Below are 25,509 nucleotides of genomic sequence, written 5' to 3'. Positions count from 1 at the left end.
ATCAGTCGGAGCCGTAGATGTTGTAGTCGAAGTAGTTCGCGGCAATCGCGTCATACTCGCCCGACGCACGGATCGCAGTGATCGCGGCAGAGAAGTCGTCGCGCAGTTCCGTGTCTTCCTGACGCACGCCAATACCCGCACCGTCACCATGATACTCGGGGATCGCGAAGGCTTCGCCGAACATGGAATAGCCCTCACCCGCCTCGGTGGCGAGGAAGCCGGAGGCCATCGCCTCGCTATCTGCCATCAGCACGTCCACACGGCCAGCGGTCAGGTCGAGATAGGCCTCGTCCTGCGTGCCGTAGAGGCGCAGTTCGACGTCCGGGTACTCACCTTCCATGAAGTCTTGGTGGATGGTGCCACGCTGCACGCCGACGACAGCACCGGAGAGCGTCTCAGCTGCGGAGTCTGCATATGCGCCATCCGCTGCCACGAACACGGCCGGGGTCTGGTAGTACTTCTCGGAGAAGTCGATGACCTGACGACGCTCTTCGGTGATGGACATGGACGCGATGATCGCATCGCACTTGTCTTCCAGCAGCGCTGGGATGATCCCGTCCCAATCTGTCTTCACCATCTCGCAGGACATGCCCATCTCGTTGCAGAGCGCATTTGCGATGTCGATGTCGAAGCCGACGACTTCTCCCGCAGCAGTGGTTTCGGAGAACGGAGGATACGCCCCTTCCACACAGATCTCGAGGTCCTGGGCAACGGCAGCCGTCGCAGTCAGCGAGGCAACGGCGGCAAGCATCAGCTTTTTCATGTTATGTGGGTCCCTGTTGGTTCAAAAACTGACCACACAGTCCAACAGGGGCAGAGAGTCGTCAAGCCGAACCGGTTTGGGGCTCGGGTGACGCAGGGTAAGCCAGAATGCCAGACGATGAGAGTCAGCTATGCGGGTGTGGATTCAATTGATCGCTGCAACACACTTGGCGAACCTCTCTGCCGGGGTTTCGTATTGCAAGGTTTTTCGAGGTCGTTCGTTGAGCTGACGTGCAACTGCGCTGAGTTTGGCCTGGCTGTAGGTCGACATATCGAGGCCCCGCGGGAAGTACTGGCGTAGAAGCCGGTTGGTGTTTTCGTTGCTAGGCTGTGCTGTGCTAGGTGTACGGCGCGGCGCTCACCATTTTGAGGGAAACGGTTAATTTAAATGAATAGTGGATGGAGAAAGCCAGTCGGTTGGCTTTATAGAGTTTCTTTCGAAGATTTCTTTGCCTACGCAGCTTGCATATGCCGCTCACAAAGAGGTGGCCTTCTGGTAAAATGGTTTGAGAAAAATAAAGATATTTGCTTAGATAGTGCACTGCTAACGCCTGAATTTATGCTTACATATTATAATATTAGGATCGATATATCGGAAGGTTTTGCTAGCGAGATCGGCAAAATTCCCTTTTTTTCGCCTTATCATCAAAAACTTAGAATGATGGGGCCTATCAACGCATCGACTGGAAGTCGGAATTGGTACTATTTTGACGGCGAAAATGAATTTCGAATTGATGAACACAATGAAAAACTAAGATACATGTCAACTTTTAGGGCAGTAAATTGGATCGCAATGAAAAATTATTATGAAGATTGTCTTACTCCTGAGCGGGAGTTTGATGGTTTGTAAACAATGTATTTTTGACTTATATTAACGATACACCATCATAAGCAAGGCGTGCCCCTCCTCCCAACCCTTTTCAGCCTGTCGATCCCGCTCACAATTGACCTTCGCTGATAGGATGGTCAGCGCACGTTTGGGCTCTAACCAGACCTCCGTACCCTCCCCCCCCGCAAGGCCTGCGAGTGACGTTTCTGCTTTGGTAGGACTGTGACATTTCAGGATGGTTGCAACATCCTCTGTAGCCGGGTGCATTCTATTTCGTAGAGCGTCAATAGCAGCTGCGGGACGGAGCTGCCGTTGTTAACTTCCATCCAACATCCGATTGGGCGAGTCAGGAAACAAGAAAATGTGTCATCAGTTGCCGCAGTGAACAAGCGGATGCGTCGCCGCCGCCGCTGCTGCCTCGGTGCTCACATCGCCGTTCTCAGCCATTTCCAACAGAAGCGCGTTTCGTCGCTCTAAAAGATCGCCTGCTTGATTGTTCCACGCCCTTGAAGGTGACCGCATATGAATTAGCAAAGTTGCTGCGTCCGAGAGCGTCAATTCCTCAGGTAATTTTGCAAAGCAAAGAGATGCTGCGTCTACCCAACCGAAAATCCCGCGCCCAACATAACCGTGCTCAAGAGCGAACGTCGCCATTTTGTCTCTTCCAGACAGCAGCCTCCCACGAAGATGAGTCAGAAGCGCCTCCGGCTCCGGCATGCCGGGGCCTCTGGCTTCCACGTGATCTGAGATTGCCAATCGTACCGCATAGTTCTCCAGCCGTTCAAACCTCGCTGCCACAAGCAAGTCAGGAGGTACTTTGGCTGTATCGGCATCCGAAAAGACACGCAGCGGAACGCCCGTTGGGGCAAACAGAAGCCCACCAATTACAATCAGCATAAGCGAAAGAAAAAGACGCACGAACCGTTCCACCAATTTAGAACTCAACACTATGGTCAACGTCTCTCTGTTGGAAAGAGCCCAACGATAGAGCGGTCATCCATCACGGTCGCAGCATTTAGTAGATTGGGCTCAAACCAGACCTTCGCCCGGCATGGCCGGGCAGCGCCTGCCCCTCCCAACGAGAGGGCGCTTCGCACCCACCCAGGGTCGGGCGCTGCCCCCTGTTGCGTTGGGGTGCACTGTTGAAGCGGTCTTCACGATTGGGACTGGGTTTGATTGGCGACGCTGCTACCCGTGAAACCCGACCTCACTGCCCGCATGCGCTGTGACCTCAAACCAGTCCATCACGAACCCGGCAACTGACCGGAAGCAGACCAGTTCCACTACGTCGCGTTCGGCGAACCAGAAGGCAACGGCGACCTGACCTAGCCTTGTGCGGCGGATCTCGCCTGCACCCATCCGGGCGGGGTCGAGGTCAACGGGCGCGCCCTTGGCCAGCACGTCCCGCACACCTGCACCGGACAGGCGGAACACCGCGCGGGCGTCAGAGATGACGGCGACCATGTGGTGGGTGCCGGTGAGCTGATCGCTGAGCGCGTCCGCTTTGGACGGTGCTTCGGCATAACTGCAAAAATAGAGAAGCTCGTCCGGGCTCATCCATGCCAGACCACCTGTAGCATCGCCGGAAATCGCACGCGTCTCGGGCACGGCGTGGCCCGTTACCGCAGCTACCGCGTTGCGGAAGGCGGGGGCGTTGAAATCACCCCGGATCGAGATCATGCCGATCAGGCCCGCATCGGTGACGGAGATGTCGCCGGTGAAATGCGCGCCCTTCAGGCCCGTGACTGGATCAGACATTCTGACGCTCCCCGTCCTTGTCGAAGAAGACCGGGTCGACGACCGTGGCCTTGATGGTTTTGTCGGCACTCACCGGGAAGGACAGGGTCTGTCCCATCCGCTGCGATCCACCCTCGATCAGCGCCATCGCGATGGAGCGCTCCAGCGTCGGGCTGAAATAGGTGGAGGTGACATGGCCGATCGTGTGCGGATCGCCGTAGACGTTCTTGCCCTCCACTGCATGCGCGCCATCGGGCAGCACGGTCGCGGGGTCTTCGGTCGCAAGGCCGACCAGCTGTTTGCGGTTGTCGCGGGTCAGGTCCGCCCGCTCCATCGCGCGCTTGCCGATGAAGTCCTCTTTTTTCTTCGACACCGCCCAGCTGAGCGCGAGGTCGTGCGGTGTTACGGTGCCGTCGGTTTCATCCCCGATCATGATGAAGCCTTTTTCGGCGCGCATGACGTGCAACGCCTCGGTGCCGTAGGGCATGATGCCGTGCGGCTCGCCCGCTTTCATCAGCGCATCCCAGAATGCCTGACCGTAGGAGGCGGGCACCGCGATCTCGTAGCTCAACTCGCCTGAGAAGGAGATGCGGTGGATGCGGGCCGGGATGCCGCCAAGCTCCCCATCTATGAAGCCCATGAAGCTGAGCGCCTCTTTGCTGACATCGGTGCCGCCTAGCGCTTCGAGCACGTGGCGCGCCTTGGGGCCGACCACGGCGACCTGCGCGAATTGCTCGGTCACGTTGGCGGTGTAGACCTGCATGTCCCACCACTCGGTCTGGAGCCATTCCTCCATCCACGCATGAACCCCGTCCGAGCCGCCGGAGGTGGTGTGGCAGAGGAACTCATCCTCCCCCGTGCGCACCACCACGCCATCGTCAAAGAGGAAGCCGTTCTCGGTACACATCAGTCCATAGCGACAGCGCCCGACCTTCAGCGTGCTCATCATGTTGGTGTAAATGAGGTCGAGGAATTTGCCCGCATCCGGTCCTTTGACGAGGATCTTGCCGAGGGTTGAGGCGTCGAGCAGGCCGACATTGGTGCGGGTGTTCTTGATTTCTCGCGTGACCGCCTGCTCCACACTCTCGCCACTGCGCAGGAAAGTGTAGGGGCGACGCCAGTCGCTGACCGGCTCCCAATGCGCGCCGTTGGCGTCATGCCAGGCGTCCATCGGCGTTTTGCGCAATGGCTTGAAGATCGCGCCGCGCGCCTCCCCCGCTATGGACCCCATGGAAATCGGGACATATGGCGGGCGGAAAGTGGTTGTGCCCACGGCGGGGATTGGCGCGCCGAGGCTGTCGGCGAGCACGGCGAGGCCGTTGATGTTGGACAGCTTGCCCTGATCCGTCGCCATGCCCAGCGTGGTGTAACGCTTGGTATGCTCAACGCTTTCAAAGCCTTCCTGCGCGGCGAGGTGCACATCCGCGACTTTCACGTCGTTCTGGTAGTCGAGGAACGCCTTGGCGCGCAGTTTCGGCCCAGCGCCTGCGGGCATCATCCAGACCGCTTCGAGCGGCTCTTCATCCTCAACGTTCACCGAAGGGGCCGCGCCCTCGGACGGGGTGAACCCGGCCTCGGCCGCAGCGCGCCGACCTGCGGCCTGCGCATCCTCCATCGCGGCTGCTGCGTTCAAATGGCCCATGGCAGAGCCTGCTGCGATGACGAAGCCCTGCCCGTCGTGCCCGGTCGGCGGGCGGTCCGCGTCTGGGGCGAAATGGGCCATGGCGTCGTCCCAACGCAGCTTGCCGCCGCAATGAGACCAGAGGTGCACGACCGGAGACCAGCCACCGGACATGGCGACCGCGTCACACTCCACGGTTTCGAGGGTAGAGCCCTCGCCTGCCTGTGCGCAGATCTCAACCGCCTTCACACGTTTTCCGCCTTTGACGGACGCGATCCCTTTGCCGACCTCGACCCGGATGCCAAGCTCACGAGCCTGGCGCGGAAGCGCGCCTATCGCTGCCGGGCGTGCGTCCAAGATGACGGGCACCTCAAGACCCGCCTGTTTGAGCGCGATGGCCGTGCGGTAAGCGTCGTCATTGTTGGTCACGATGACCGTGCGGTCGCCGGGGCTGACGCCCCACAACGCCACATAGTCGCGCACGGCGGCGGCCAGCATCACGCCCGGCACGTCATTGCCCGCGAAGGAGAGAGGGCGCTCAATTGCTCCGGTCGCGGTGATGACCCGGTCCGCGCGGATGCGCCAAAGGCGATGACGCGGTGCATCAGGCGCAGCCACGTGGTCGGCCACACGCTCATAAGCGGTGATGTATCCGTGGTCATAGACCCCTGCCCCCATCATCCGCGTGCGGATGGTGACGTTGTCCATCGCAGCGAGGGCTGCACGCTCCGCCTCAAGCCATGCATCAGAAGATTGACCATCGATCTCGACCGGATCGGTCAGCAGGCGACCACCAATATGGGCGGTCTGTTCGATCAGCAATACGCGTGCTCCGGCCTCTGCCGCTTCGCGCGCGGCCTTGAGCCCCGCCATGCCTGCGCCAATCACGAGCACATCCGTGTAGGCGTAGAAATATTCGTAGCGGTCGGCATCCGCGACTTCTGGTGCCTTGCCGAGGCCAGCGGCCTTCCGGATCACAGGCTCAAACAGATGCTTCCAGGCCGCTCGCGGAGCCATGAAGGTCTTGTAGTAGAAGCCGGCCGGGAAAAAACGGCTCATCAACATGTTCACCGCGCCGATATCCGCATCAAGCGTCGGCCAGTGGTTTTGGGACTCGCTGACCAAGCCGTCATAGAGTTCCTGCAATGTGGCGCGCTGGTTCGGCTCGAACCGGTGATCTTTGCCGATGCCCATCAACGCGTTGGGCTCTTCCACACCGCTGGCGACAACGCCGCGCGGCCGGTGGTACTTGAACGACCGCCCCATCAAGACCTGGTCATTGGCGAGCAAAGCGGCGGCGAGGCTGTCGCCCTCATAACCCTGCAGGCGCTTTCCGTTGAACGTGAAGCCGATCTTGCGCGAACGGTCGATCAGGCGACCGCCGGATTTCAAACGGGTGCTCATGCCTCTGGCTCCCAGTCGGGGCGACGGGATTTGATCGCGTCGATGATATTTTGAGGAATTTCGGACGTCTGCGCCGTGTAGGTGCCGAAGACTTCCAGAGTTTGGGTACAGCGCGCGGCGTGGAACCACTTTCCACAACCGTACTGGTGGCGCCAGCGCTCAAAATGCACACCGCGCGGGTTCACTCGTTGGAAAAGGTAGTCGCGAAACTCGTCATCGGAGGAGCCAGGGCCGAACCGCTTCAGATGCGCTTCACCGCCGGGGTGAAACTCTGTCTCTTCCCCGGTCACGCCGCAATTTGGACAGGTGAGTTTAAGCATGGGCCCCTCCCGCGCGTGGGGCGAGGGGCCCCGCTGGATCAATCTGTGGTGACGACGCCGACGTCGTTCGGATCTGGTTCAACACCGGTCGAGACGCCGATAATGACTGCAATGCCAATGAGGCATGCGACGCCCGCGGCAAAAATAGCGAGCATCCGGCCCGATTTGTCGGGCGTTGCATCAGCTTTTGCATTCCGGCCTGCTTCCTTCGTGCCGTAGTCTTCGAATGCGGACATGACAAATCTCCTTCAAACAGTGTCGTTGCCTGAACAACGCATCGTTTGAAGAAACCGTTCAGTTTCAGCACACCCTCTGCGACGAAACGCTCAGCTGTTCGAATTCTCTGATCCAGCAAGATCATGCCCCACACTCCTGCCTGCGCACGCGATCCATGTGAGCCAGACGGGACGCCAGTGATCCCGCGTGAAGCTCCAACCGGTGCCCGTCCGGGTCGAGAAAATAGAAACTTCCGCCCTCTGACCGGTTCTCTTTCCACTGGCGTGCACCATGCGCCATCAGGCGTGCGGTCAAGGCTGGCAAGTCAGCCTCGGCCACGTCGAACGCGACATGGGTGTAGTCGGCGGTCGGCGTGGTCGCCGTGTCCTTGGACAGGCAGAGCCACAGGTCGCCCGCGCTCAGATACGCCCCGCCCTCGAAGACGCGCGCAACCTCAAGACCCATCGCATCCCGATAGAAGGCCAGCGCGCGATCAAGGTCGCGGACAGCAAGCGTTACATGATTGAGACCTCGGATCATCAGTGCGCCACCGCTGCGGCGACGCTCTCGTCGATCATGCGTCCTTCGGTAAACCGGTCGAGCGAAAACGGTGCTGCCAGCGCACGCGGGGCACCATCCGCCACCATTTCCGCTGTCGCCCAGCCGGACCCGGGAATGGCCTTGAACCCGCCCGTACCCCAACCGCAGTTGATGAACACACCCGGAACCGGGGTCGTGCCGATGATCGGAGAGCGATCGCCGGTCATATCCACGATCCCGCCCCACTGCCGCAGCATCTTCAGCCGTGAAATCATCGGGAAAGTCTCGATCAGAGCGCGCACCGTTTCTTCGATATGCTGGAACGAGCCGCGCTGGGTATAATTGTTGAACCCATCCGCGCCGCCGCCGATCACCATCTCGCCCTTGTCGGACTGGCTCATATACCCGTGAACGGTATTGGCCATCACCACGCAATCCATGCAGGGCTTGATCGGTTCAGAGACGAGCGCCTGCAGGGCAACCGACTCTACCGGAAGGCGGAAGCCCGCCATGTCAGCCAAGACACCAGAATTGCCCGCCACAACGATGCAGAGCTTTTTCGTGCGGATCGCACCCTTCGTGGTTTGAATTCCGGTAACACCATCCGCATCCCGGTCCACGCCTGTGACCTCACATTGCTGGATGATATCGACGCCCATCGCACTTGCCGCGCGGGCATAGCCCCAGGCAACCGCATCGTGTCGCGCCGTACCGCCGCGCGGCTGCCACAGCCCGCCGAGCACGGGGTAACGCGGGCCACCGGTTTCGATGATCGGCACGATCTCTTTGATGCGCTCGGGCGTGACGAGTTCGCTTTCGATCCCCGCGATGCGGTTGGCGTGCCAGGTCCGCTCCCACGCGCGCTTCTCATGCTCTGTCTGGGCGAGCATCAGCACGCCGCGTGGGCTGAACATGATGTTGTAGTTGAGTTGCTGCGACAGGTCCTCGTAGAGGCTGCGCGATTTCTCGAACACGGCCATGGACGAAGGCTGGAGGTAGTTAGAGCGAATGATTGTGGTGTTGCGCCCGGTATTGCCGCCACCCAGCCAGCCCTTCTCGACCACAGCGACATTGGTGATGCCGTGGTTTTTCGCCAGATAGTAGGCCGTCGCCAAACCATGACCGCCCGCGCCGACGATGATTGCGTCATATTCCGCCTTTGGCTGAGGCGAACGCCACGCCCGCTCCCACCCGGTATGATAGCGGGCCGCTTCTCGCGCGATTGCAAATGCTGAATAGCGTCTCATGCCCATGGCCATGCCCCTTATTCCGGTTGCTTCCCTGATGCCAAGAAGCCCCCCAGTACGGCTTTCGATTAGCGCCGCCTCGTGTCTCAATCCCGACACGCCGCCAACGCATCCGTGACCGGCGCGTCCATAATCGCGCATTGCCCCCTCTGGGGCAGCGGGATATGGAGGTTGGCGTGAGTTGACTGCTGGAGAAGGGGCTCGTCAATGGCGTTCTGGGCGCTCGCTCTTGCAATCTCTATCGTAACGTTGGCGGCTATGTTGGTGCCGATGCTGCGACGCAGTCAGGATTTGCGCGCACGCGCTGCCTATGACCTTGATGTCTATAAAGATCAGCTTGCGGCACTCGACAGCGATCTGGAACGCGGCGTGATCACCGCTGAGGAAGCCGACCAAACCCGCATCGAATTGTCGCGCCGCGTTCTGGCCGCAGATGCTGCCCTTGCGAGCAGCGAGCAATCGGGGATGGCGCCCCGGGCGGCGACGAGTTTCGCGCTGGCCGGTGCTTTTGGTGCAATCCTCGCGTCATTGGGCCTCTATTTCTACCTCGGCTCCCCCGATCTTGAGGATGCGCCGTTGGCGCCGCGGCTCGAAGAGGCGCGCGCCATGGCCGAAGCCAATCGGCCAACGCAGGATTTCGCAGAAGCGATGACCGCCACCCGCATGCCCGCGCCGGAAATTGATCCGCAGGACGCGGCATTGCTCGGCCAGCTCGAGTCGGTTCTGGCCAGCCGCCCGGACGATGTTCAGGGGCAACGTTTGCTCGCGCGCAGCTATATGCAGGTGGGTCGCCATATCGAGGGGCGTCAGATCCAGCAGCGGCTGGTGGGTCAACTTGGCCCAGAGGTGACGGCCGCAGACTTGTCTGCCCTGGCCGAATATATGGTCGTCGCGGCGGGTGGATATGTGTCGCCTGATGCGGAAGATGTGCTTGACCGTGTGCTCCAGCGCGATCCAGCCGATTGGTTTGCCCGCTACTACAAATCGCGTGCGTTTGTGCAGAACGGTCAGACCGATGTCGCCGTCGAACTGCTGAACGGTCTTGCGGCAGATGCCTCAACGCCGCCCGCGCTCGCAGCTGCGGTGCGCGAAGATCTCGCCACGCTTCGCCCCGGTTTTGGCCCCACCGCCGATGATATCGCGGCAGCCGAAGCGATGAGCGCGGAGGATCGTGCCGCAATGATTGCAAGCATGGTCGATGGGCTGGATGCCCGCCTTGCCGAAGAGGGCGGAGATGCAGAAGGGTGGATCAGATTGATCCGCGCGCGATTGCAATTGGGCGAGGCCACGCAAGCGCAAGCCGCGTTGGCGCGTGCGCGCGCGGCTTTGGTCGACGCACCCGCAGCCCTTGACGCAGTGGAACAGTTTGCCGCCGAGGTGGGGCTGTGACGCCGCATGAAACGGCTGAGGCCTTTCTGACAGAGCTGCCGGGCGTCGGGGCTCTCATGGGGCTCGACCCAGGTACGAAGACGATCGGGGTCGCCATCAGCGACCCACTGCGTCAGGTTGCCAGCCCGCTTGAAACGATACGGCGCAAGAAGTTCAGTCAGGATGCCTTGCGCTTGGACGAAATCATCGCGAATCGGTCGATTTGCGGCGTGGTGATCGGGCTACCACTCAATATGGACGGTTCAGAAGGGCCGCGCGCGCAGTCCGTGCGCGCCTTTGCCCGCAACCTGGCCCAGCGCGCCCCATTGCCGATCTTGTTTCAGGACGAACGCTTGTCGAGTGTCGCGGCTGAGCGGGCCTTGCTGGAAGCCGATACCAGCCGGGCGAAACGATCTCAGGTGATCGACAACATTGCCGCGTCCTATATCCTTCAAGGCGCTTTGGATCGTATAAATTTCATTGGAAAGCAATCAGATGACGAATGATGTGTGGTCCCGTGAAGAGCCGCAGAGCCCGTGCGTGAACATCTGCGTCGTGGACCGTGACAGCCGGCTTTGCATCGGTTGCTTTCGCCATATCTCCGAGATTGCTGGATGGGGATCGCGCCCCGCTGAAGAGCGTGCACGCATCCTTGAAGAGCTTCCTGCACGGGCCAAGGCCTTCAAGCCAAAGCGAAAGGGCGGACGCGCAGCGCGTTCGAATGATCTGGACAAGCGCTAGGGTTATGACCCTAAACTGATGCTTAAGGGGGACTGTGGTTTGATGTTCTGGCCGGTGACACTTGTGTTGGCGATCGTTTTGAGTGCGCTGGTTGTATCCGGCGCAGCTGATCGCGTGTCGCCAGAAGCACAATTCACCCTTGCTTTCTGCATATGTGTGTTGGCGGCCTCAATCTCTGTCGCGCGCGGATATGCTCGCTCCGGTCGGTTTCAGATTGGCCCTGTGATCTGGTCGGTCACAGCGCTGGCGCTGTCCACAGGATATGCCTATCGCGAACATGGCAGGTTGTTTGCGTTGTCCATGCTGGAACAACCGTTGACCGAATCGACCCGCCCCGCGACGCTTGCCACGGAAGTGATGTTGATGCGCGCATGGGATGGCCATTTCCGTGCCGTTGCCGATGTGAACTCGACCCCGGTCGGTCTGCTTATCGACACAGGGGCCTCGCTGGTTCTGCTCCGCCATGATGACGCCATGCGCATTGGCATCCGTGAACATCAGCTCGATTATACCATGGCAGTGACGACAGCGAATGGACGCTCTTTCGTTGCTCCGTTCTATTTTGAAGAGATCAGGATCGGTGGAATCATTGTGCGCGACGTGCAGGGCGCTGTGGCGCAGGAGGGGCAGTTGCATACCTCCCTTTTGGGCATGTCCTTCATCGAGCAGCTGGATGAGGCAGCCATCCGCAGCGACCGCATCATCCTGAGGAACTGACCGGCGCGAGTCGCTGAGCGGAGCTGGTCGAAGGGCAAGCGTTTGGCCCACGCGGGACAACCAACGGTCATTGTACGATGAACTCTGCATGCAGGGCACCGGCAGCTTTGATTGCGCTCAATATGTCGATCATGTCCTGCGGCGACACCCCCAGTGCATTAAGGCCGGCCACCACATCCGGCAGGGTGACAGCGTCCGGCAGCACTGCGAGCCCAATCCCGGGCTCCTCCTCGATACCGACAGTGCTGCGGGGCACGACGACAGTTTCACCCGGCGCGAAGGGGTTGGGCTGTGAGACGACCGGGGCCTCCTGCACGCGCAATGTCAGATTTCCCTGACTGATCGCGACGCTGGAAATGCGTACATCAGACCCGAGAACGATCGTACCAGAGCGCTGATCAATCACGACCCGTGCGCGCTGATCGGGGGCAATCTCGATATTTTCAAGCGCGCTGATCAGACGGGCTGGCGTCAACCCGGAAGACAGCACGCTTATCTCAACTGTGCCGGCATCAAGCATGCGCGCGGTGCCACCACCGACCTGTCGATTGATCGCAGCCTCAATCCGGGCCGCAGTCGTGAAATCCGGATCGCGTAACGCAAGATTGAGGGTCTGCATCAAATCGAATGAGAACGGCAATTCCCGCTCGATCCGCGCGCCAGCCGGGATCAGCCCCGCCGTTGGTACACCCTGAGTGATGCTCGCCGCGTCCCCTTCGGCCCGGACACCGCCCGCAATGACCGAGCCCTGGGCGACGGCGTAAATTTCACCATCGGCTGCATTCAGCGGTGTCATGATCAGAGTGCCCCCCATCAGACTTCGCGCATCGCCGATGGTCGACACGGTCACATCCATTAACCCTCCACTACGGGCAAAAGGTGGCAGCTGGCCGGTCACGAGCACTGCCGCAACGTTCCTGGGGCGGAACTGCTCGCCAGCCACATTGATGCCGAGCCGTTCCAGCAGATTGGCCATAGCCTCTTCCGTGAAGGGCGTGTTGCGCAGGGTATCGCCCGTGCCGTCAAGCCCCACGACCAGGCCGTATCCAACCAGATCATTTCCGCGAACCCCTTCAAACTCGACAAGATCCTTGATCCGGGCGGTATCGGCGACGGCAGGCGAAGCGAGCAGGATGAGGGTCAGAACAAGACGCAAGATCATAGCATACGCGCCAGGCTGAGATCGTTGGTGCGCCGGATCAGGATATAGAGCGTTTCCAGCTGCGCCTCGTATGCCTGAACTTTCGTTGCAGCCTCCGCAGGATCAACGCCGATCAACGCTTCCCGCTCCAGATCCAATCCAAGCCGTTCGGATGTTAACCGGGTCTGATCCGTTTCCAAGCGCTGTTGAGCACGGCCGATGTCGGCTTGCAGCTCTCGCATCTGTGTTGCAGCGTCAGGCGCACTCGTTCCCGCGCTGATCGCCGCCGCGGTGCGTTGTTGAGGCGAAATCGTATCATCAAAAGCCAGGGCAAGGCTTATTGCGGTTTTGAGACTGTCCCGAATTGCGTCGGTTTGAAGGCCTGCTGCAAAGGGCTCGCCAGCAAGATCAGTATTTGTCAGAGGAGCAGCCTCTGCAAAGGTCTGCTCGAATGGCCCGCCTGTTGCGAAGGTTTGCGCGATACCAGTGTCGAAATCCGGCGCGGCAGCAATCGTCGCCTTCGCCGTGGCGAGAAGGGCCTCGGCGGATAGCGGGGTATTCGCGGTCGACGCGCCCGATGCGACGGGGCGTCCACCAGCAGTTGTGTTCAGAAGATCGACCAAGCTTGCGAGGATATCCAGAGCTTGCGACGCTGAGCCACTGGGCGGGAGTGTGTTCGGCTGGGCATATTCGGCGAGGCGGGACATGCGAGAAACCTGATCCGAGATACCTGACAGCTGCAACGCCTGCTGGCCCAGCCGGGCAGCGTGCCGCGTCAAAACGGCCTGATCCGCGTCGTTGCGCAAACGTTGGGCGGTCAGATGCTCTAGCTCAGCGAGAGATGATGCGGCGGAGATATCGCGCGCGGTGCGTTCACCAGTGACGAGCTGTGAGCGTGCGTCCTGCAATTGAGTCGTAAGTTCCGCCTGCTTTCGCTGGAAGGAGGCGAGGCGCAGGCCGTCAGGTAGTTTATTAATTTGCATTTCAGATCTCCAAGAGCCGGCGCAACATCTCATCCACGGCGGCGATTACTCTTGCATTGGCTGCATAGGCTGTTTCATAGGCCAGCAAGGTTTGAAGCTCAGCATCGGTGTTCACCGAGGTTGCGGTCTGTTCCGCTTCGAGAGCAGCCAGACCGACAGCTTGCGCGGCGGCGAGCGACTGATTGGAGCGGTCTGCCGTGCTGATTGCCGCAACCGACACATCCACCGCACGAGACTGAAGACCATCAACGCCCGGGTCCAGCGCGGCCGCCATCGCCAGATGGCGCGCCCCATCCGTCGCTGGCGCTAAGGTGCCGCGCAGATTGGTCGCGTCGCCACCCTTCGCGGGGTCGTATTGCGGCGCAAGCGACAATTCCAAAGGAAGCTGATCACCACCCGGTGCGGCCAAAACGGCATCGTTGACCGCAAACAGGCCGGGGTTGGTGCCGCGATCTGGATCCGCGTCTTGGAAGCGGATCACGAGGGCGGACGTAAAGCCGTTCAAGTCCTGCGTCATTTGCGGCAAGAAGACATCTCGCAGGTCAAGATTGGCGCCAAGGGCACCGCCAGAAAGCAGTCGCGCGGTATCCGTGCGGCCATCGATTGAGACAGCTGTGGTCAGGTTTTGCGCAAATCCGATTCCACGGGTCTGATCAAAGGCCAGTATAGCGCGGTCGCCGTCCAGTAGGGCCGCGCCGCGTGTGGAAAACAATGCGATCTCGCCGGTTTCGCGCTCCACGCGACGCAGCGGAAGGATGTCTGATAACCGGTCGATGACGCCGTCACGTTGATCCTGAAGACTGGCCGTCGGGCTGCCTTGTGCGCGGGCGATGACGATGGACTGATTGAGGCCCTCGACTTCGGCTAGGCCGGTATTCAGGCGATCAACGGCCTTGGCCACAGCGGTGTCGGCACGTTGACGCTCCCCCATCAGCGTTGCCGCGATATCATTGATACGCCCCGAGAGACGCGACGCCGCATCTGTCACATCAATCAATGTCTGTCGATTTTCCGGGGTAAGGGCGGCTGCATCCAGCGCACCACCGAGTTTGGCGAGCATCGCAGAGAGTGTGTGCTCTGTTCCGGGGATGCCGAAGGCGGTCGCGACACGATCAAGTGCCGTCGCCTTGGCTTGGGCACTGCCGATTGAGGCATCCGCCTGCCGACGTTCGGCGCTTAGGCGCTGCGCATCCTGACGCAGGTCAGCTCCGATCGCCACACCCCCACCGGCCCGGCTTGCGACATCGGGACTGCGGCGCACATAGCCGGGCGTCAACGCATTGGCGACATTGTCCGAAACGGTTTGCATGCCACGCGCCGCCGCGTTGAGGCCGCTGGCAGAGTTGGAAAGGGCGCTACTGAGGCTCATGACCTACCTCGCTCAACGTTTGATATTGGTGGTTTCCTGCAACATCTCATCGACTGTCTGGATGACCTTTGCATTCGATGAATAGGCGCGCTGTGTCTGGATAAGCGACGTGAGCTCTGCCGCGATGTCTGTTGTCGATTCTTCCTGAGCAAAGCCGAGTGTGGTGCCGGTCGGGCCATCACCCGCATCCCACAAATAGAACGAACCGCTCGTGTCGCTCAGCGCGAAGGCCTGATTGTCGAGAGAGGTCAGACCGTTCATGTTTGGCACATCGGCAAGCGGCACCTGATAGAGAGTGCGAATGAAGCCTGTGTCATAGACTGCGGACAGCATGCCGCGCTCATTGATATCCAGACCGGCCAGGTTACCCGCAGGTGCGCCATCCTTGGTGATTGCGATGGGCGCAAAATCAGATGCGAGCTGCGTCAGCTGCGAGTCCTGGCCGAGACGGCCAATTTGAATCGAGAGCGGCCCACCACCAACCGCAATCTCCAATGTGCCGGTTGTTCCATCATAGGTTTCAGTACCGATTGCACCTCCGCCCGGAAGGCGGACATCTTGCAGAACACCGCCTCCTGAACGGCTGTCATCAAACTCAATCTCGAAATTTGCGATCGTGCCGCCGCCGCTGGCGCTGTCAGACAGTTCGAGCAGCCAAGTGTTTGATTGACCCGCTCCTGGAATCTGCGGGGTGAACCGTGCCGTCAGAGTCTCTGACGTGCCCAGATTTCCGAAATATTCGACGCCGATGTCGAGCGGTGTTGCAGGCTCGCCAGCCCGGGTCGCAGCGGCGGGCAGGTTTGCACCAAAGCCGATATTCTCTGTCGCCTCGCTTGCAATCGCCCCGCCCGAAATTCGGACCGGTTCAAGCCCTGCCGCGCTGTCGCGCGGTTGCGCGGCAACGGAGCCTTGCGCATCCGCAGGCCAGCCCAACAGGGCCAAGCCGCCGGGTGTGCGCAGATATCCACCCGCATCAGGCTGGAAGGATCCGGTTGTGACCAGCATCAATTCGGGGGTTCCGGCCGCCTCGACCCCAGCGATTGGAGTTACAGGCAGCAGGCCGCGCCCGCGCACGGCAATGTCCGTCGCATTGGAGGTGGTGACGACAGTCCCCTGCTCCTGAATATTTCGAAAGCTGGTCGTTGTGACACCACCCGCGGTGTATTTCCCCCCGGTCTCACCCAACGCGATAGAGGCAAAATCGGTGATCGCGCGCTTGTAGCCGTTGGTCGAACTGTTGGCGATGTTGTCAGAGATCGTCGCAAGCCGACTGGTGTTGGCGTTCAATCCCGAAACGCCTGCGTTCATCGCGGAGGAAATACTCATGATGTGATCCTTCATCTTGCGCTGCCCTACTGGCCCGCTTTCCGGATCTCTCTCACATCATCACTTAAGCATTCCCTAATCCCGCCCGACTTATTCGCGAGGCGAACTGATAAAGGTGATCCGGATCTTCTGTTCCGATGGGTCGGAAACCGGTGTTGAACCGCCTGTCACACGCTCGATCCGTTCCAGTGGCAGACCCGTCCGCCCCAGCTCTTCGGCCACGATTTGCGCACGCTCCACGGTCAGCCAGCGGGCGCTGTCCACAGCCTCATCCGTGGGCAGAACCTGCACGGCAATATTGTTTGTCACGACATCCCCCATACTTGCGACGATCGCGAGGATTTCTCCTGCAAGTCGGGTCAACTCAGATTCTCCGGCGACGAACAGGGGCCGACCGTCCTGCGAAAACAGTTCGATGATCAGGCCCTCATCGCTGAGCCGAACGCCCATATGCTCGATCATTTCAGCGGCGGTCGCTGCATCGGAAACGTTTTCTGCGATCAGCGCTTCAAGCACCGCTCTTGCTTCCAGTGTGCCATCGGTGATGGCTGGATCATCGACACCGCCGCCCGTGCCCTCTTGAGGCATGATGTCCTGCGTGAAGATCGAGCTGCCCATCAGCACATCATCACCACCGCCGGATGTCTGGCTGACGCTGATTGTCGGCGTGAAATAGGTCGCAAGGGCCATACGCTGATCTTCAGTCGTGGCATTCAGCAGCCACATCAAAAGGAAAAAGGCCATCATCGCCGTAACAAAGTCGGCATAGGCAACTTTCCATGCCCCACCGTGATGACCGCCACCGGCAGTTTTCTTGACTCGTTTGATGATGATTGGCGCTTGTGCTGATTTCTGACCCATGTTCCCGCCCTCCCACAGTGCGACTGTTGGCTCAACACCGCCGGCGACCAATTGGTCCCAAATGAAATACGGACGATTTTCGGCGTATTCGACCAAGCTGCGGATCGAAGGGTTTTGTTAACCTTCGGCGCCTAGGGGTGAGATCGCAGCAAGGATGAGGATACGGCTCTATGGCGACTGGGGAGATGCATCGTGCGGTACTCAAGCGAAAGCTGACCAATCCCCAGGTCGGACGCGCGCCCCTGCCAAAGATTGACGAAGTCGCGCAAGGGTTCTGTGCCCAGTTGGAGAAGAGCGGAAGGGCGTTTTTCCGCTGTGACGTGGGTGCGATGCTGACGAGATGCGTCGTGCAAAAGCTGGACGCGACGCTGGAGACGATCCATCTGCCCGCGATGCTGGGGCTTGCCCATCTGGAGGGCATTCAGGATCAGGCCCTCGTCAATCTGACCTCAGACCTTGTCTATCACATCGTCGATTTGCGATTGGGGGGCGATCCAAACGCCTCTCCGGCCATCATTGCACGCAGCTTCACCCCGATTGATGCGGCTCTGGCGACCGGATTTGTGGAAATCGTGGTTCAGGAATTCGCAATCTCCGTAGAGCGTGTGCTGGGCCTTGCCTTGAGTGAGCGTATGTCCTTCGACCGGATGGAGGACAATGTCACCCAGCTCAACCTCGCCAATCGTGCGGCGGATGTCCTCGTCATCGAGGTCAATCTCGACATCGGGGAAGCCGCCAGGAATGCCGATGTTCAGGTCGTGATTCCGCTTTCCATGCTCGATGGAATAAAGGCGGCCTCCCCCCGCGAAGTGGCCGAAACGGATAAGTCCCGCGATCTTTGGAACGACCAGTTGCAACGGGCAGCACAGCGCATGCAGGTCGATCTCGACACGGTGATCGCCCGAAAGCAACTGGCGCTCGGCGATCTTGCCGATCTGGAGGTTGGAACCATCATCGACCTGCCCCGCGCCTCCATCGACACGGTCGAACTTGTCATCGGCAACGGAGCAAGCGGGACCTTCGCGGCGCTTGGAACGCTGGGTCAACGCGCGGGGCAAAAGGTTCTTCGGCTGAACGAAGATCTGACACCAGAGCTAAAGGCCCATCTGATGGCGCTGCGCGATTGACGGTCAGGCTGCTGCCTGGACTGACGCGCGCGCGACCATCCACTCGTCGAGCGCGGCAATCTGATCAGCGCTCATGCGCAGACCCTGTTTGGAGCGGCGCCAAACGACATCCTCGGCACGCCGGGCGTATTCCTTCTCCATCAAGAAGATAACCTCTCGCTCGGTCAGATCGGCGCCGAAGTCACGGCCCAACTCTTCCTTGGCGCGGGCGCCATCGAGCATGACGCTGGCATCCGTGCCGTAAGCCCGGATCAGACGACGCGCCCATTTGGCCGAAAGGAACGAATAGGTCGTTTGCAATCCGTCGATCAGGCGCTGCACGTCCTCGACTGCAAAGTTGCCGCCGGGCAAAGCCGCGCCAGCCGTCCATTGACGATCCTCGACGTCCAGCGGTGCGCTCAGCTTGGTCATCGCGGCCTCGGCCAGTTTGCGATAGGTCGTGATCTTCCCGCCAAAGACGTTCAGCAACGGTGCCTGCCCGCCGACCGCATCGAGCGTCAAGACGTAATCCCGTGTAGCTGCGGTGGCAGATTTCGCGCCATCGTCATAAAGCGGCCGGACGCCGGAATAGGTCCACACGATGTCTTCCGGCGCAATATCGACCTTGAAGTAGTCGGCCACGAAATTGCGCATATAATCAGCCTCTTCCGGCGTGCAGACAGCGGTGCCGGGCGCGCCGTCATGATCATGGTCGGTCGTCCCGATCAGGGTGAAGTCCTCCTGATAGGGGATAGCAAACATGATCCGTCCGTCCGTGCCTTGCAGGAAGTAAGCCTTGTCATGGTCAAACAATTTCTTGACGACGATGTGCGATCCCCGCACGAGCCGGACCCCTTCGCTGGAATTGATGCGGATCGTGTTGCGGATCAGATCCTCTACCCAAGGACCACCCGCATTGACGATGGAGCGGGCTTTTCGGGTCATTCGCTCCCCAGTGCGGACGTCTTCAAGCTCAATATCCCAGTGATCGGCATGCCGTTGCGCCCCGATGCATTTGGTCCGTACCAGAACTTCCGCGCCGCGTTCGGCCGCATCACGGGCGTTTAGAACAACGAGCCGGGCATCCTCTACCCAGCAGTCCGAATATTCGAACGCCTTCACAAATTTATCGTCCAAAACCTGACCGGCTGGATCGCGGCGCAAGTCCAGGGTCTTCGTGCCCGGAAGGATCTCACGCCCACCCAGATTATCATAAGCAAAGAGCCCCAAACGGACGAGCCAGGATGGACGGCGGCCCTTCATCCAAGGCATCACCGTGTTGAGCATTTTCGAAACAGGCGTCTCGCCCTCGAAACGCATATCCTGATGAAAGGGCAGAACGAAGCGCATCGGCCAGGAGATATGCGGCATCGCTTTGAGCAGGGTTTCCCGCTCGATCAATGCTTTGCGCACGAGATTGACTTCGAGATATTCGAGGTAGCGCAGCCCGCCATGAAACAGTTTCGTTGACGCCGAAGAGGTTGCATTCGCCAGATCATCCATCTCGCACAGACCGACCTTCAGACCACGCCCTGCCGCATCCCTGGCAATGCCGACGCCGTTGATACCGCCACCGATGACGTAGATGTCGAAAATCTGATCTGACTGCTCACTCATGCTCAACTCCCGCCGGTTTGGGCCTGTTCACTTTGGTTCGGTTATGTTCATTTGCGCTCATACGTCAACGATTCGAGCGGAGTATCGTTCCAAGATGAACCAGACCCTGAGACAGGCGACGATCCTTGCCCGAGCGCGCGATCAGGGTCATGTCACCGTTGAGGATTTGGCGCGTGAGATGGCCGTTGCGACACAGACAGTGCGGCGCGATCTGAACATGCTGTGCGAACAGGGTGCGCTGATGCGTGTCCATGGCGGGGCGGTCTTACCGTCTGGTGTGGCCAATCTGGCCTATGAAACCCGGCGCGCGATGGCGTCGGACGCCAAGGCCGCCATCGGGCGAGAATGTGCTTCCCTCATTCCTGACGGAAGCACGCTGTTTATCAATATCGGAACGACAACGGAGGCCGTTGCCCGCGCCCTGGCCCAGCACAGGCGGCTGCGGGTCATGACCAACAATCTGAACGTCGCCTCGATCCTCGCCTCGCACGCTGATTGCGCGGTGACAGTGCTGGGCGGTGATCTGCGCAGCACAGATAACGGTCTTGTGGGCCCCCTGACGCAAGAAGCGGTTCTTCAATACAAAGCTGATTTTGCTATAATCGGCGCCTCGGCCATCGACCGCGATGGGGAGTTGCTGGATTTCGACTCCTCCGAAATAGGCATAAGCCGCACGATGTTGAGCCGCGCCCGAACGACCATTGCCGTCGCCGATGCGGAAAAGTTCACCCGCACGGCGCCAGTTCGGATTTGCTCGCTCAACCAGCTTGATCACTTCGTGACAGACAGTACGCCACCGGATGAAGTGGTATGCCAGCTTGAGTCGTCAGCAACGAAGCTGACCTGCACGATGCTTTGAGAGAATTGCTTTCGTTTTTTCTACAAAACGAAAGTCAGCGCGGCTAAACTGACCGCGAATCGTTTCAAGGCTCTCATGACCCTCACACAGCGACAGCGTGATCTGCTCTCACTCCTGAATTCACAGGGGCGCGTCCTCGTCGCGGATATGGTGCAGCGGTTCGAGACAACGCCGCAGACGATCCGCAAAGACCTGCGCCAGCTTGAGCAAATGGGGCGTGCCGTCCGGTTTCATGGTGGCGCCGTGCGTGCACCGGGGCAAGACTATATCCGCTATGAACATCGCAAGCTGGTCGCCGCCCGGCAGAAGGCCCGGATCGGCGCAACAATCGCGCAGCTGATCCCGGACAATGCAACAGTGTTCATCAATGTCGGCACCACCACCGAAGAAGCTGCTATGGCGCTTGGCCAACATTCGGGACTACGCGTCATTTGTGATAACGTAAATGTTGCCAACAACTTACGGGCCATGGCAGGCGTTCAGGTTTTGATTGCGGGCGGCGGCGTTCGCGACAGTGACGGCGCCATTGTGGGTGAACAGGCCGTGAGCTTCATCCGGCAGTTTCGCGTGGATTATGCCCTGATCGGCGCCGCTGCAATTGCCCCGAATGGCGACCTTCTCGACCATGATTTGCGCGAAGCACAAGTTGCGGCAGCGATCATGGAGACGGCGCGCCATGTTATTCTGGGGGTCGATCAGACGAAGTTCGGGCAGAGCGCGCCAGTCTTCGTCGGACGCGTCTCACAGGTACACACTCTCGTCTCGGACGGGACTCCACCTGATGCGATCCGCGCGATTTGCGAGGACAGCGACGTCGCGATCAAACTGGCCTGAACGGACAGTTTTCCTTGACAGGTGGTTTCGCTTCGCCAACGATTTGAAACCAAACCGCGCCAAAAGAGTGCGGAGACCGTTTGGCCCTCGGGCCGGGGAGAAACATCTTGAACACTCTGCTGGCGCCGTTGCGCATACTGATGACCGTCAACAGTGCGATCTTAAGCGTCGGCCGTGCCCTCGCCTGGATGGCGTTGGGGCTGATGGTTCTGATCATCCTCTATCAGGTTATCATGCGCTACGTGTTCAACTCTGCGCCGAATTGGTCGGAAGAAGCCGCGCGTTTCCTGATGCTATGGATGACCGCGTTCATTGCCCCATCGGCTTATCGCTGGGGCGGGTTTGTCAGCATTGATATGCTACTGCGCATGCTGCCAAAGGTGCTGGCCTCGATTGGATTGCTGATCCTGCTGGTAATCAGCACCATCGTGTTGTGGACAGCTGTCACACTTGGCTACGACCACGTGTTCAGTTTTGTTGGGCGCGGCAATTCTGCCTCTCTTCGTATCCCGCTCGATCTGTTTGGCGGGGAGCGGATCCGCTTTCAGAACAACTGGATGTTTTCCAGCCTCTTTGTCTGCGTGATCATGCTGTTCGTGATCAATGTCGAGCTGGTCCTGCGCACACTCGTCGCGATGACGATGCCCGACGCGAAACTGCCTCATGACGGGGCCGAAATGCCAGTGGGAGCTGAATAATGCTGGTCTGGTTTCTCCCACTCTTTCTGATCCTTCTGCTGGTTGGCTTGCCGGTCTTTTTCGCGCTGCTGTTCGCACCGGGCTTTCTGCTCTGGCTCAACGGGCAGGAGCGGGACATCGCGCTGCTCTACCGCAACGTTTACCAAGGCATGAACTCCTTCCCGCTGATGGCGATCCCGTTCTTCATGTTGGCGGGCGAGATGATGAACCGCGGTGGCATTACGCTGCGCCTGGTCGAGTTCAGTCAGGCCCTGATGGGCCACCTGCGCGGCGGGCTGGCACATGTGAACATTCTATCTTCGATCCTGTTTGCGGGCCTGTCCGGCTCTGCCGTCGCGGACACCTCAGCCCTTGGCTCGATGCTGATCCCGGCGATGGAAAAGAACGGCTATAGCCGCAAATTCGCAGCGGCCGTAACCGCCGCATCCTCCGTCATCGGGCCAATCATTCCGCCGTCAGGGATCATGATCATCTATGCCTACGTCATGGGTGAGAGCGTCGCCGCCTTGTTCCTGGCAGGCATTGTGCCCGGTATTTTGATCGGTGCGGGTCTGATGTTGGTCGTGCGCCTGATGGCGGACAAATATGACTTGCCCAAGGCAGAGCGCATTGTGAAGGCCGACCGCACGATCGGCCCTGTGGAAAACCTGATCGCCCGTGTGCTGGCCCGTATCAACATGGCTGGCGTACTCTACATTATTTGGGCGCTGATCGGATTTGCAGTGACCCTGCCCGCGATCAACGGTTGGGTCCTGTTTGTTGTCTTCCTGCTGTTGAGCGAGGGTATCTTCTTCCGCGCCCGCAAATCGATGAGCGAGGAAGCCCGCACGGTCTACAAGCGCGCAGTTGTGCCATTGCAGACGCCGATCATCATCCTTGGCGGCATTCTGGGCGGAGTGTTTACGCCGACAGAAGCAGGCGCGATTGCGGTCGCTTACGCAGCGGTGATTTCGCTGATGCTGCTGAAATCCATGACCATTCGGGACCTGCCCGATGTTCTGCGCCGCGCGGCCATGACCTCGGCTGTCGTGCTGTTGCTGGTTGGCGCGGCAATGGCCTTCAAGACGGTGGTGAGCCTTTCCCACACGCCAGAGACTCTGGCCGCCTTCATGCTGGGCCTGTCCGACAACCCGCTGACGCTGTTGTTCCTGATCAACCTGCTTTTGTTCATCGTCGGCATGTTCCTGGATGCAGGGCCCGCGATCATCATTCTCGGCCCGATCCTGGGCCCGATCTTCACTGATCTGGGCGTCGACAGCATCCACTTCGCAATCATCATGTCGGTGAACCTGACCGTGGGCCTCGCGACACCGCCCATGGGACTGGTGCTCTTCGTTGCGAGTTCGGTCTCAGGCGAGAGGGTCGAGACAATCTCGAAGGCGATCCTGCCCTTCCTGGCGGTGGAGATCGCTGTGATCTTCCTGATCACCTATGTCCCTGCGATTTCAATGACCATTCCGCGTCTCACCGGCTTTGCCAACTGACGCAAGACATTCATAAAACCGGCCCACAACAAAAATCCGGGTCTCAACAAGGAGGAACCCCTCAATGAAAACCATGATGAAGGCGGCAATGCTGGCGACGATGCTGGCAGGCACCGCGATTTCGGCCACAGCGCAGGAATTCACGATCCGCGCGACGGCCAACTCCAACGAGAATGACGAAGACTATGACGGTCTGATCGTCTTCAAGGATTACGTTGAAGCGGCCTCCAACGGTGCCATCGAAGTTGAACTGTTCATCGGCACGCAGCTCTGCTCCACCGGGGACGAGTGTCTTCAGGGCGTCGCAGACGGCTCCATCGACGTCTATATCTCCACGTCGGGCGGCGCGGCGTCGCTGTTCCCCTACGTGCAGGTGCTCGATCTGCCCTACCTGATGCGCGATGACCGCGTGGCGGAGCATGTGATGCAGGGCGACTTCGTACGCACCATGCGCGATATGGCGCTGGCGGACAGCGACAACACCATCCGTCTGATGACCATCGGCAACACCGGTGGCTGGCGCAACTTCGCCAACACCCAGCGCCGCATTCAGAACCCCGAGGACATGGAAGGCCTGAAGATCCGCACCGTTGTGGCGGAACTGCCGCAGGAGCTGGTGACGGCCCTTGGCGCGTCCCCGACCCCGATTCCGTGGCCTGAGCTGTTCACCTCCTTCCAGACTGGCGTTGTCGAAGGGTCCAAGAACGGCATCACCGACATCATGGGCATGCGCTTCCCCGATGCGGGTCTGCAATATGTGACGCTGGATCGCCACGCCTATATGGGTGCGCTGTGGTTCATGTCGAACGAGACCTTCATGTCCATGCCCGAAGACATGCGCCGCGTTGTCGTCGACGGCTTCTATGCGCTGCAGCAGGCAACCTTCGCCTCACCGAAGCGTAAATCCATCGACGCCTATGCTGAGTTTGTTGAAGGTGGCGGCGATCTCTACGTCCCGACACCGGAAGAAGCAGCGGCCTTCGCTGAAGCAGCACAGCCCGTCTACACCTGGTTCGAAGAGAACGTGGAAGGCGGCCCGGAAATCCTCGGCGCGCTGCGTGAGGCCGTAGCCGAAGCAGAGGCGGATATCGACGCGTCTTACGAGGCTGACCTCAACTGATCCGAGGGATGAAACCGGGCCGTTCGGCGGCCCGGATGATCCATCTGCGGGGCGGCCTTCGGGTCGCCCCGTTTACCGAAACGGGTAGAGCCACGCCCGATAGTCTTCGACCATTACCAAGGCCTGATCGATTTGTTCCCGCGTCATTTTCTTCACAACTTCTTCCAGAGAGATCGCCGCGTCCGGATCACCGCCAATGGCGCTGAGAACGTACCACATATAGGCGCGCACAAGATCGGGTTCGGGCATGCCGCGACCGATCTCGTAGTACCAGCCGACGCCGGATTGGGCACCGGGGTGCCCCTTCATGGCGCTGCGCAGATACCAATCGAAGGCGCGCACATCGTCACGCTCCACACCCAGACCCATCGCATACATGATGCCGATCCACTCTTCGGCATCGGCGTTGCCGGATCGGGCCGCCGGCAGAAATTCCGCCATCGCCTCCTCGAACCGACCTTCCTCCATCAGGTCGCGCGCGTGCTCGACATCCGCTTGGGCCGCCGGGGTGAAGAGCATGGCGCCCGCCAGCGTAAGGCTCAAAATTCTCATCGTGGTCTCCAATATCTGTTGCCTGCAGCCTGCCGTGTGCGTCGCGTGGTCTCAACA

Annotated in this window: 26 protein-coding genes and 1 pseudogene; 11 read left to right on the top strand and 16 right to left on the bottom strand. The window is 60.0% G+C overall.

Going from position 1 to position 25,509, the window contains the following annotated elements; genetic code table 11:
* Nucleotide 1: 1 nt before the first annotated feature.
* Nucleotides 2–763, bottom strand: a complete 762-nt coding sequence (locus POI8812_RS05925; RefSeq protein ID WP_108781650.1) for a transporter substrate-binding domain-containing protein — start codon at nt 761–763, stop codon at nt 2–4.
* Between the two features lie 144 nt (nt 764–907).
* Nucleotides 908–1,087 (bottom strand): annotated as a pseudogene (locus POI8812_RS05920) (transposase); the annotation flags it as partial.
* A gap of 63 nt (nt 1,088–1,150) precedes the next feature.
* On the opposite strand from POI8812_RS05920, the gene POI8812_RS17540 reads away from it, so the two are divergent.
* Nucleotides 1,151–1,612, top strand: coding sequence for a hypothetical protein (locus tag POI8812_RS17540; RefSeq protein WP_146186126.1), 462 nt, complete (start codon nt 1,151–1,153; stop codon nt 1,610–1,612).
* Between the two features lie 348 nt (nt 1,613–1,960).
* Here the strand turns inward: POI8812_RS17540 and POI8812_RS05910 are convergent, their stop codons facing one another.
* The 7 genes from POI8812_RS05910 to POI8812_RS05880 form a co-directional block, all read right to left on the bottom strand.
* Nucleotides 1,961–2,539: a transglycosylase domain-containing protein gene (locus POI8812_RS05910; RefSeq protein ID WP_245895346.1), complete on the bottom strand. Its 579-nt coding sequence runs from the start codon at nt 2,537–2,539 to the stop codon at nt 1,961–1,963.
* A 240-nt stretch (nt 2,540–2,779) separates the two neighbouring features.
* Nucleotides 2,780–3,349 carry a sarcosine oxidase subunit gamma gene (locus POI8812_RS05905; protein WP_108781647.1) on the bottom strand — a complete coding sequence of 190 codons (570 nt, stop codon included), beginning with the start codon at nt 3,347–3,349 and terminating at the stop codon, nt 2,780–2,782.
* Complete coding sequence (locus tag POI8812_RS05900; protein ID WP_108781646.1) at nt 3,342–6,353, bottom strand: sarcosine oxidase subunit alpha family protein; 3,012 nt, start codon at nt 6,351–6,353, stop codon at nt 3,342–3,344. Before POI8812_RS05900 ends, POI8812_RS05905 begins: the two co-directional genes overlap by 8 nt.
* The gene (locus POI8812_RS05895) at nt 6,350–6,673 is read right to left on the bottom strand and encodes a sarcosine oxidase subunit delta (protein ID WP_108781645.1); all 324 of its coding nucleotides are present in this window, start codon (nt 6,671–6,673) and stop codon (nt 6,350–6,352) included. Before POI8812_RS05895 ends, POI8812_RS05900 begins: the two co-directional genes overlap by 4 nt.
* A gap of 38 nt (nt 6,674–6,711) precedes the next feature.
* Nucleotides 6,712–6,909, bottom strand: coding sequence for a hypothetical protein (locus POI8812_RS05890; RefSeq protein WP_108781644.1), 198 nt, complete (start codon nt 6,907–6,909; stop codon nt 6,712–6,714).
* Between the two features lie 121 nt (nt 6,910–7,030).
* Entirely contained in the window at nt 7,031–7,429 is a 399-nt protein-coding gene (locus POI8812_RS05885; RefSeq protein ID WP_108781643.1) for a VOC family protein, read from the bottom strand.
* Nucleotides 7,429–8,676 carry a sarcosine oxidase subunit beta family protein gene (locus POI8812_RS05880; protein ID WP_108782484.1) on the bottom strand — a complete coding sequence of 416 codons (1,248 nt, stop codon included), beginning with the start codon at nt 8,674–8,676 and terminating at the stop codon, nt 7,429–7,431. The genes POI8812_RS05885 and POI8812_RS05880 overlap by 1 nt, the downstream gene beginning before the upstream one ends.
* 207 nt (nt 8,677–8,883) lie before the next feature.
* Here POI8812_RS05880 and ccmI point away from each other — a divergent pair, with 207 nt between their 5' ends.
* From ccmI to POI8812_RS05860, 4 genes are read left to right on the top strand one after another with little or no spacing between them, the layout of a single operon-like run.
* A complete protein-coding gene (ccmI, locus tag POI8812_RS05875) occupies nt 8,884–10,065 on the top strand; it encodes a c-type cytochrome biogenesis protein CcmI (RefSeq protein WP_108781642.1) in 1,182 nt (393 codons plus the stop codon).
* 56 nt (nt 10,066–10,121) lie between these two features.
* Nucleotides 10,122–10,550: a Holliday junction resolvase RuvX gene (ruvX, locus tag POI8812_RS05870; RefSeq protein WP_108782483.1), complete on the top strand. Its 429-nt coding sequence runs from the start codon at nt 10,122–10,124 to the stop codon at nt 10,548–10,550.
* Complete coding sequence (locus POI8812_RS05865) at nt 10,540–10,785, top strand: DUF1289 domain-containing protein (RefSeq protein WP_108781641.1); 246 nt, start codon at nt 10,540–10,542, stop codon at nt 10,783–10,785. Before ruvX ends, POI8812_RS05865 begins: the two co-directional genes overlap by 11 nt.
* A gap of 18 nt (nt 10,786–10,803) precedes the next feature.
* Nucleotides 10,804–11,502, top strand: coding sequence for a retropepsin-like aspartic protease family protein (locus POI8812_RS05860; protein ID WP_108781640.1), 699 nt, complete (start codon nt 10,804–10,806; stop codon nt 11,500–11,502).
* 67 nt (nt 11,503–11,569) lie between these two features.
* Here the strand turns inward: POI8812_RS05860 and POI8812_RS05855 are convergent, their stop codons facing one another.
* From POI8812_RS05855 to POI8812_RS05835, 5 genes are all read right to left on the bottom strand, one after another.
* Nucleotides 11,570–12,664 carry a flagellar basal body P-ring protein FlgI gene (locus tag POI8812_RS05855; protein WP_108781639.1) on the bottom strand — a complete coding sequence of 365 codons (1,095 nt, stop codon included), beginning with the start codon at nt 12,662–12,664 and terminating at the stop codon, nt 11,570–11,572.
* Nucleotides 12,661–13,626, bottom strand: a complete 966-nt coding sequence (locus POI8812_RS05850; protein WP_162844926.1) for a flagellin — start codon at nt 13,624–13,626, stop codon at nt 12,661–12,663. Before POI8812_RS05850 ends, POI8812_RS05855 begins: the two co-directional genes overlap by 4 nt.
* Before the next feature lies 1 nt (nt 13,627).
* A complete protein-coding gene (flgK, locus tag POI8812_RS05845; RefSeq protein ID WP_108781637.1) occupies nt 13,628–14,995 on the bottom strand; it encodes a flagellar hook-associated protein FlgK in 1,368 nt (455 codons plus the stop codon).
* A 12-nt stretch (nt 14,996–15,007) separates the two neighbouring features.
* Nucleotides 15,008–16,321, bottom strand: a complete 1,314-nt coding sequence (locus tag POI8812_RS05840) for a flagellar hook protein FlgE (RefSeq protein WP_108782482.1) — start codon at nt 16,319–16,321, stop codon at nt 15,008–15,010.
* 90 nt (nt 16,322–16,411) lie between these two features.
* Entirely contained in the window at nt 16,412–17,182 is a 771-nt protein-coding gene (locus POI8812_RS05835; protein ID WP_108781636.1) for a flagellar motor protein MotB, read from the bottom strand.
* Between the two features lie 170 nt (nt 17,183–17,352).
* On the opposite strand from POI8812_RS05835, the gene POI8812_RS05830 reads away from it, so the two are divergent.
* Entirely contained in the window at nt 17,353–18,309 is a 957-nt protein-coding gene (locus POI8812_RS05830; protein ID WP_108781635.1) for a FliM/FliN family flagellar motor switch protein, read from the top strand.
* Between the two features lie 3 nt (nt 18,310–18,312).
* Here POI8812_RS05830 and glpD read toward each other — a convergent pair whose 3' ends face one another.
* Entirely contained in the window at nt 18,313–19,905 is a 1,593-nt protein-coding gene (gene glpD / locus POI8812_RS05825; RefSeq protein ID WP_108781634.1) for a glycerol-3-phosphate dehydrogenase, read from the bottom strand.
* 94 nt (nt 19,906–19,999) lie between these two features.
* Here glpD and POI8812_RS05820 point away from each other — a divergent pair, with 94 nt between their 5' ends.
* The 5 genes from POI8812_RS05820 (at nt 20,000) to POI8812_RS05800 (ending at nt 24,900) form a co-directional block, all read left to right on the top strand.
* Nucleotides 20,000–20,764 carry a DeoR/GlpR family DNA-binding transcription regulator gene (locus POI8812_RS05820; protein WP_108781633.1) on the top strand — a complete coding sequence of 255 codons (765 nt, stop codon included), beginning with the start codon at nt 20,000–20,002 and terminating at the stop codon, nt 20,762–20,764.
* Between the two features lie 75 nt (nt 20,765–20,839).
* A complete protein-coding gene (locus tag POI8812_RS05815; RefSeq protein WP_108781632.1) occupies nt 20,840–21,598 on the top strand; it encodes a DeoR/GlpR family DNA-binding transcription regulator in 759 nt (252 codons plus the stop codon).
* A 107-nt stretch (nt 21,599–21,705) separates the two neighbouring features.
* Nucleotides 21,706–22,296 carry a TRAP transporter small permease gene (locus tag POI8812_RS05810; RefSeq protein ID WP_245895289.1) on the top strand — a complete coding sequence of 197 codons (591 nt, stop codon included), beginning with the start codon at nt 21,706–21,708 and terminating at the stop codon, nt 22,294–22,296.
* Nucleotides 22,296–23,780 (top strand): TRAP transporter large permease, encoded by a 1,485-nt coding sequence (locus POI8812_RS05805; RefSeq protein WP_108781631.1) that lies wholly within the window; start codon nt 22,296–22,298, stop codon nt 23,778–23,780. The genes POI8812_RS05810 and POI8812_RS05805 overlap by 1 nt, the downstream gene beginning before the upstream one ends.
* 64 nt (nt 23,781–23,844) lie before the next feature.
* On the top strand, nt 23,845–24,900 hold the full coding sequence (locus tag POI8812_RS05800) for a TRAP transporter substrate-binding protein (protein WP_108781630.1): 1,056 nt from the start codon (nt 23,845–23,847) through the stop codon (nt 24,898–24,900).
* Nucleotides 24,901–24,972: 72 nt separating this feature from the next.
* On the opposite strand, the gene POI8812_RS05795 is transcribed toward POI8812_RS05800, so the two are convergent.
* Nucleotides 24,973–25,419 (bottom strand): tetratricopeptide repeat protein, encoded by a 447-nt coding sequence (locus POI8812_RS05795; RefSeq protein ID WP_108782479.1) that lies wholly within the window; start codon nt 25,417–25,419, stop codon nt 24,973–24,975.
* Between the last annotated feature and the right edge of the window lie 90 nt (nt 25,420–25,509).

Source organism: Pontivivens insulae (genome assembly GCF_900302495.1).
Lineage (GTDB): Bacteria > Pseudomonadota > Alphaproteobacteria > Rhodobacterales > Rhodobacteraceae > Pontivivens > Pontivivens insulae.
This window is presented reverse-complemented; position numbering and strand designations above follow the sequence as displayed.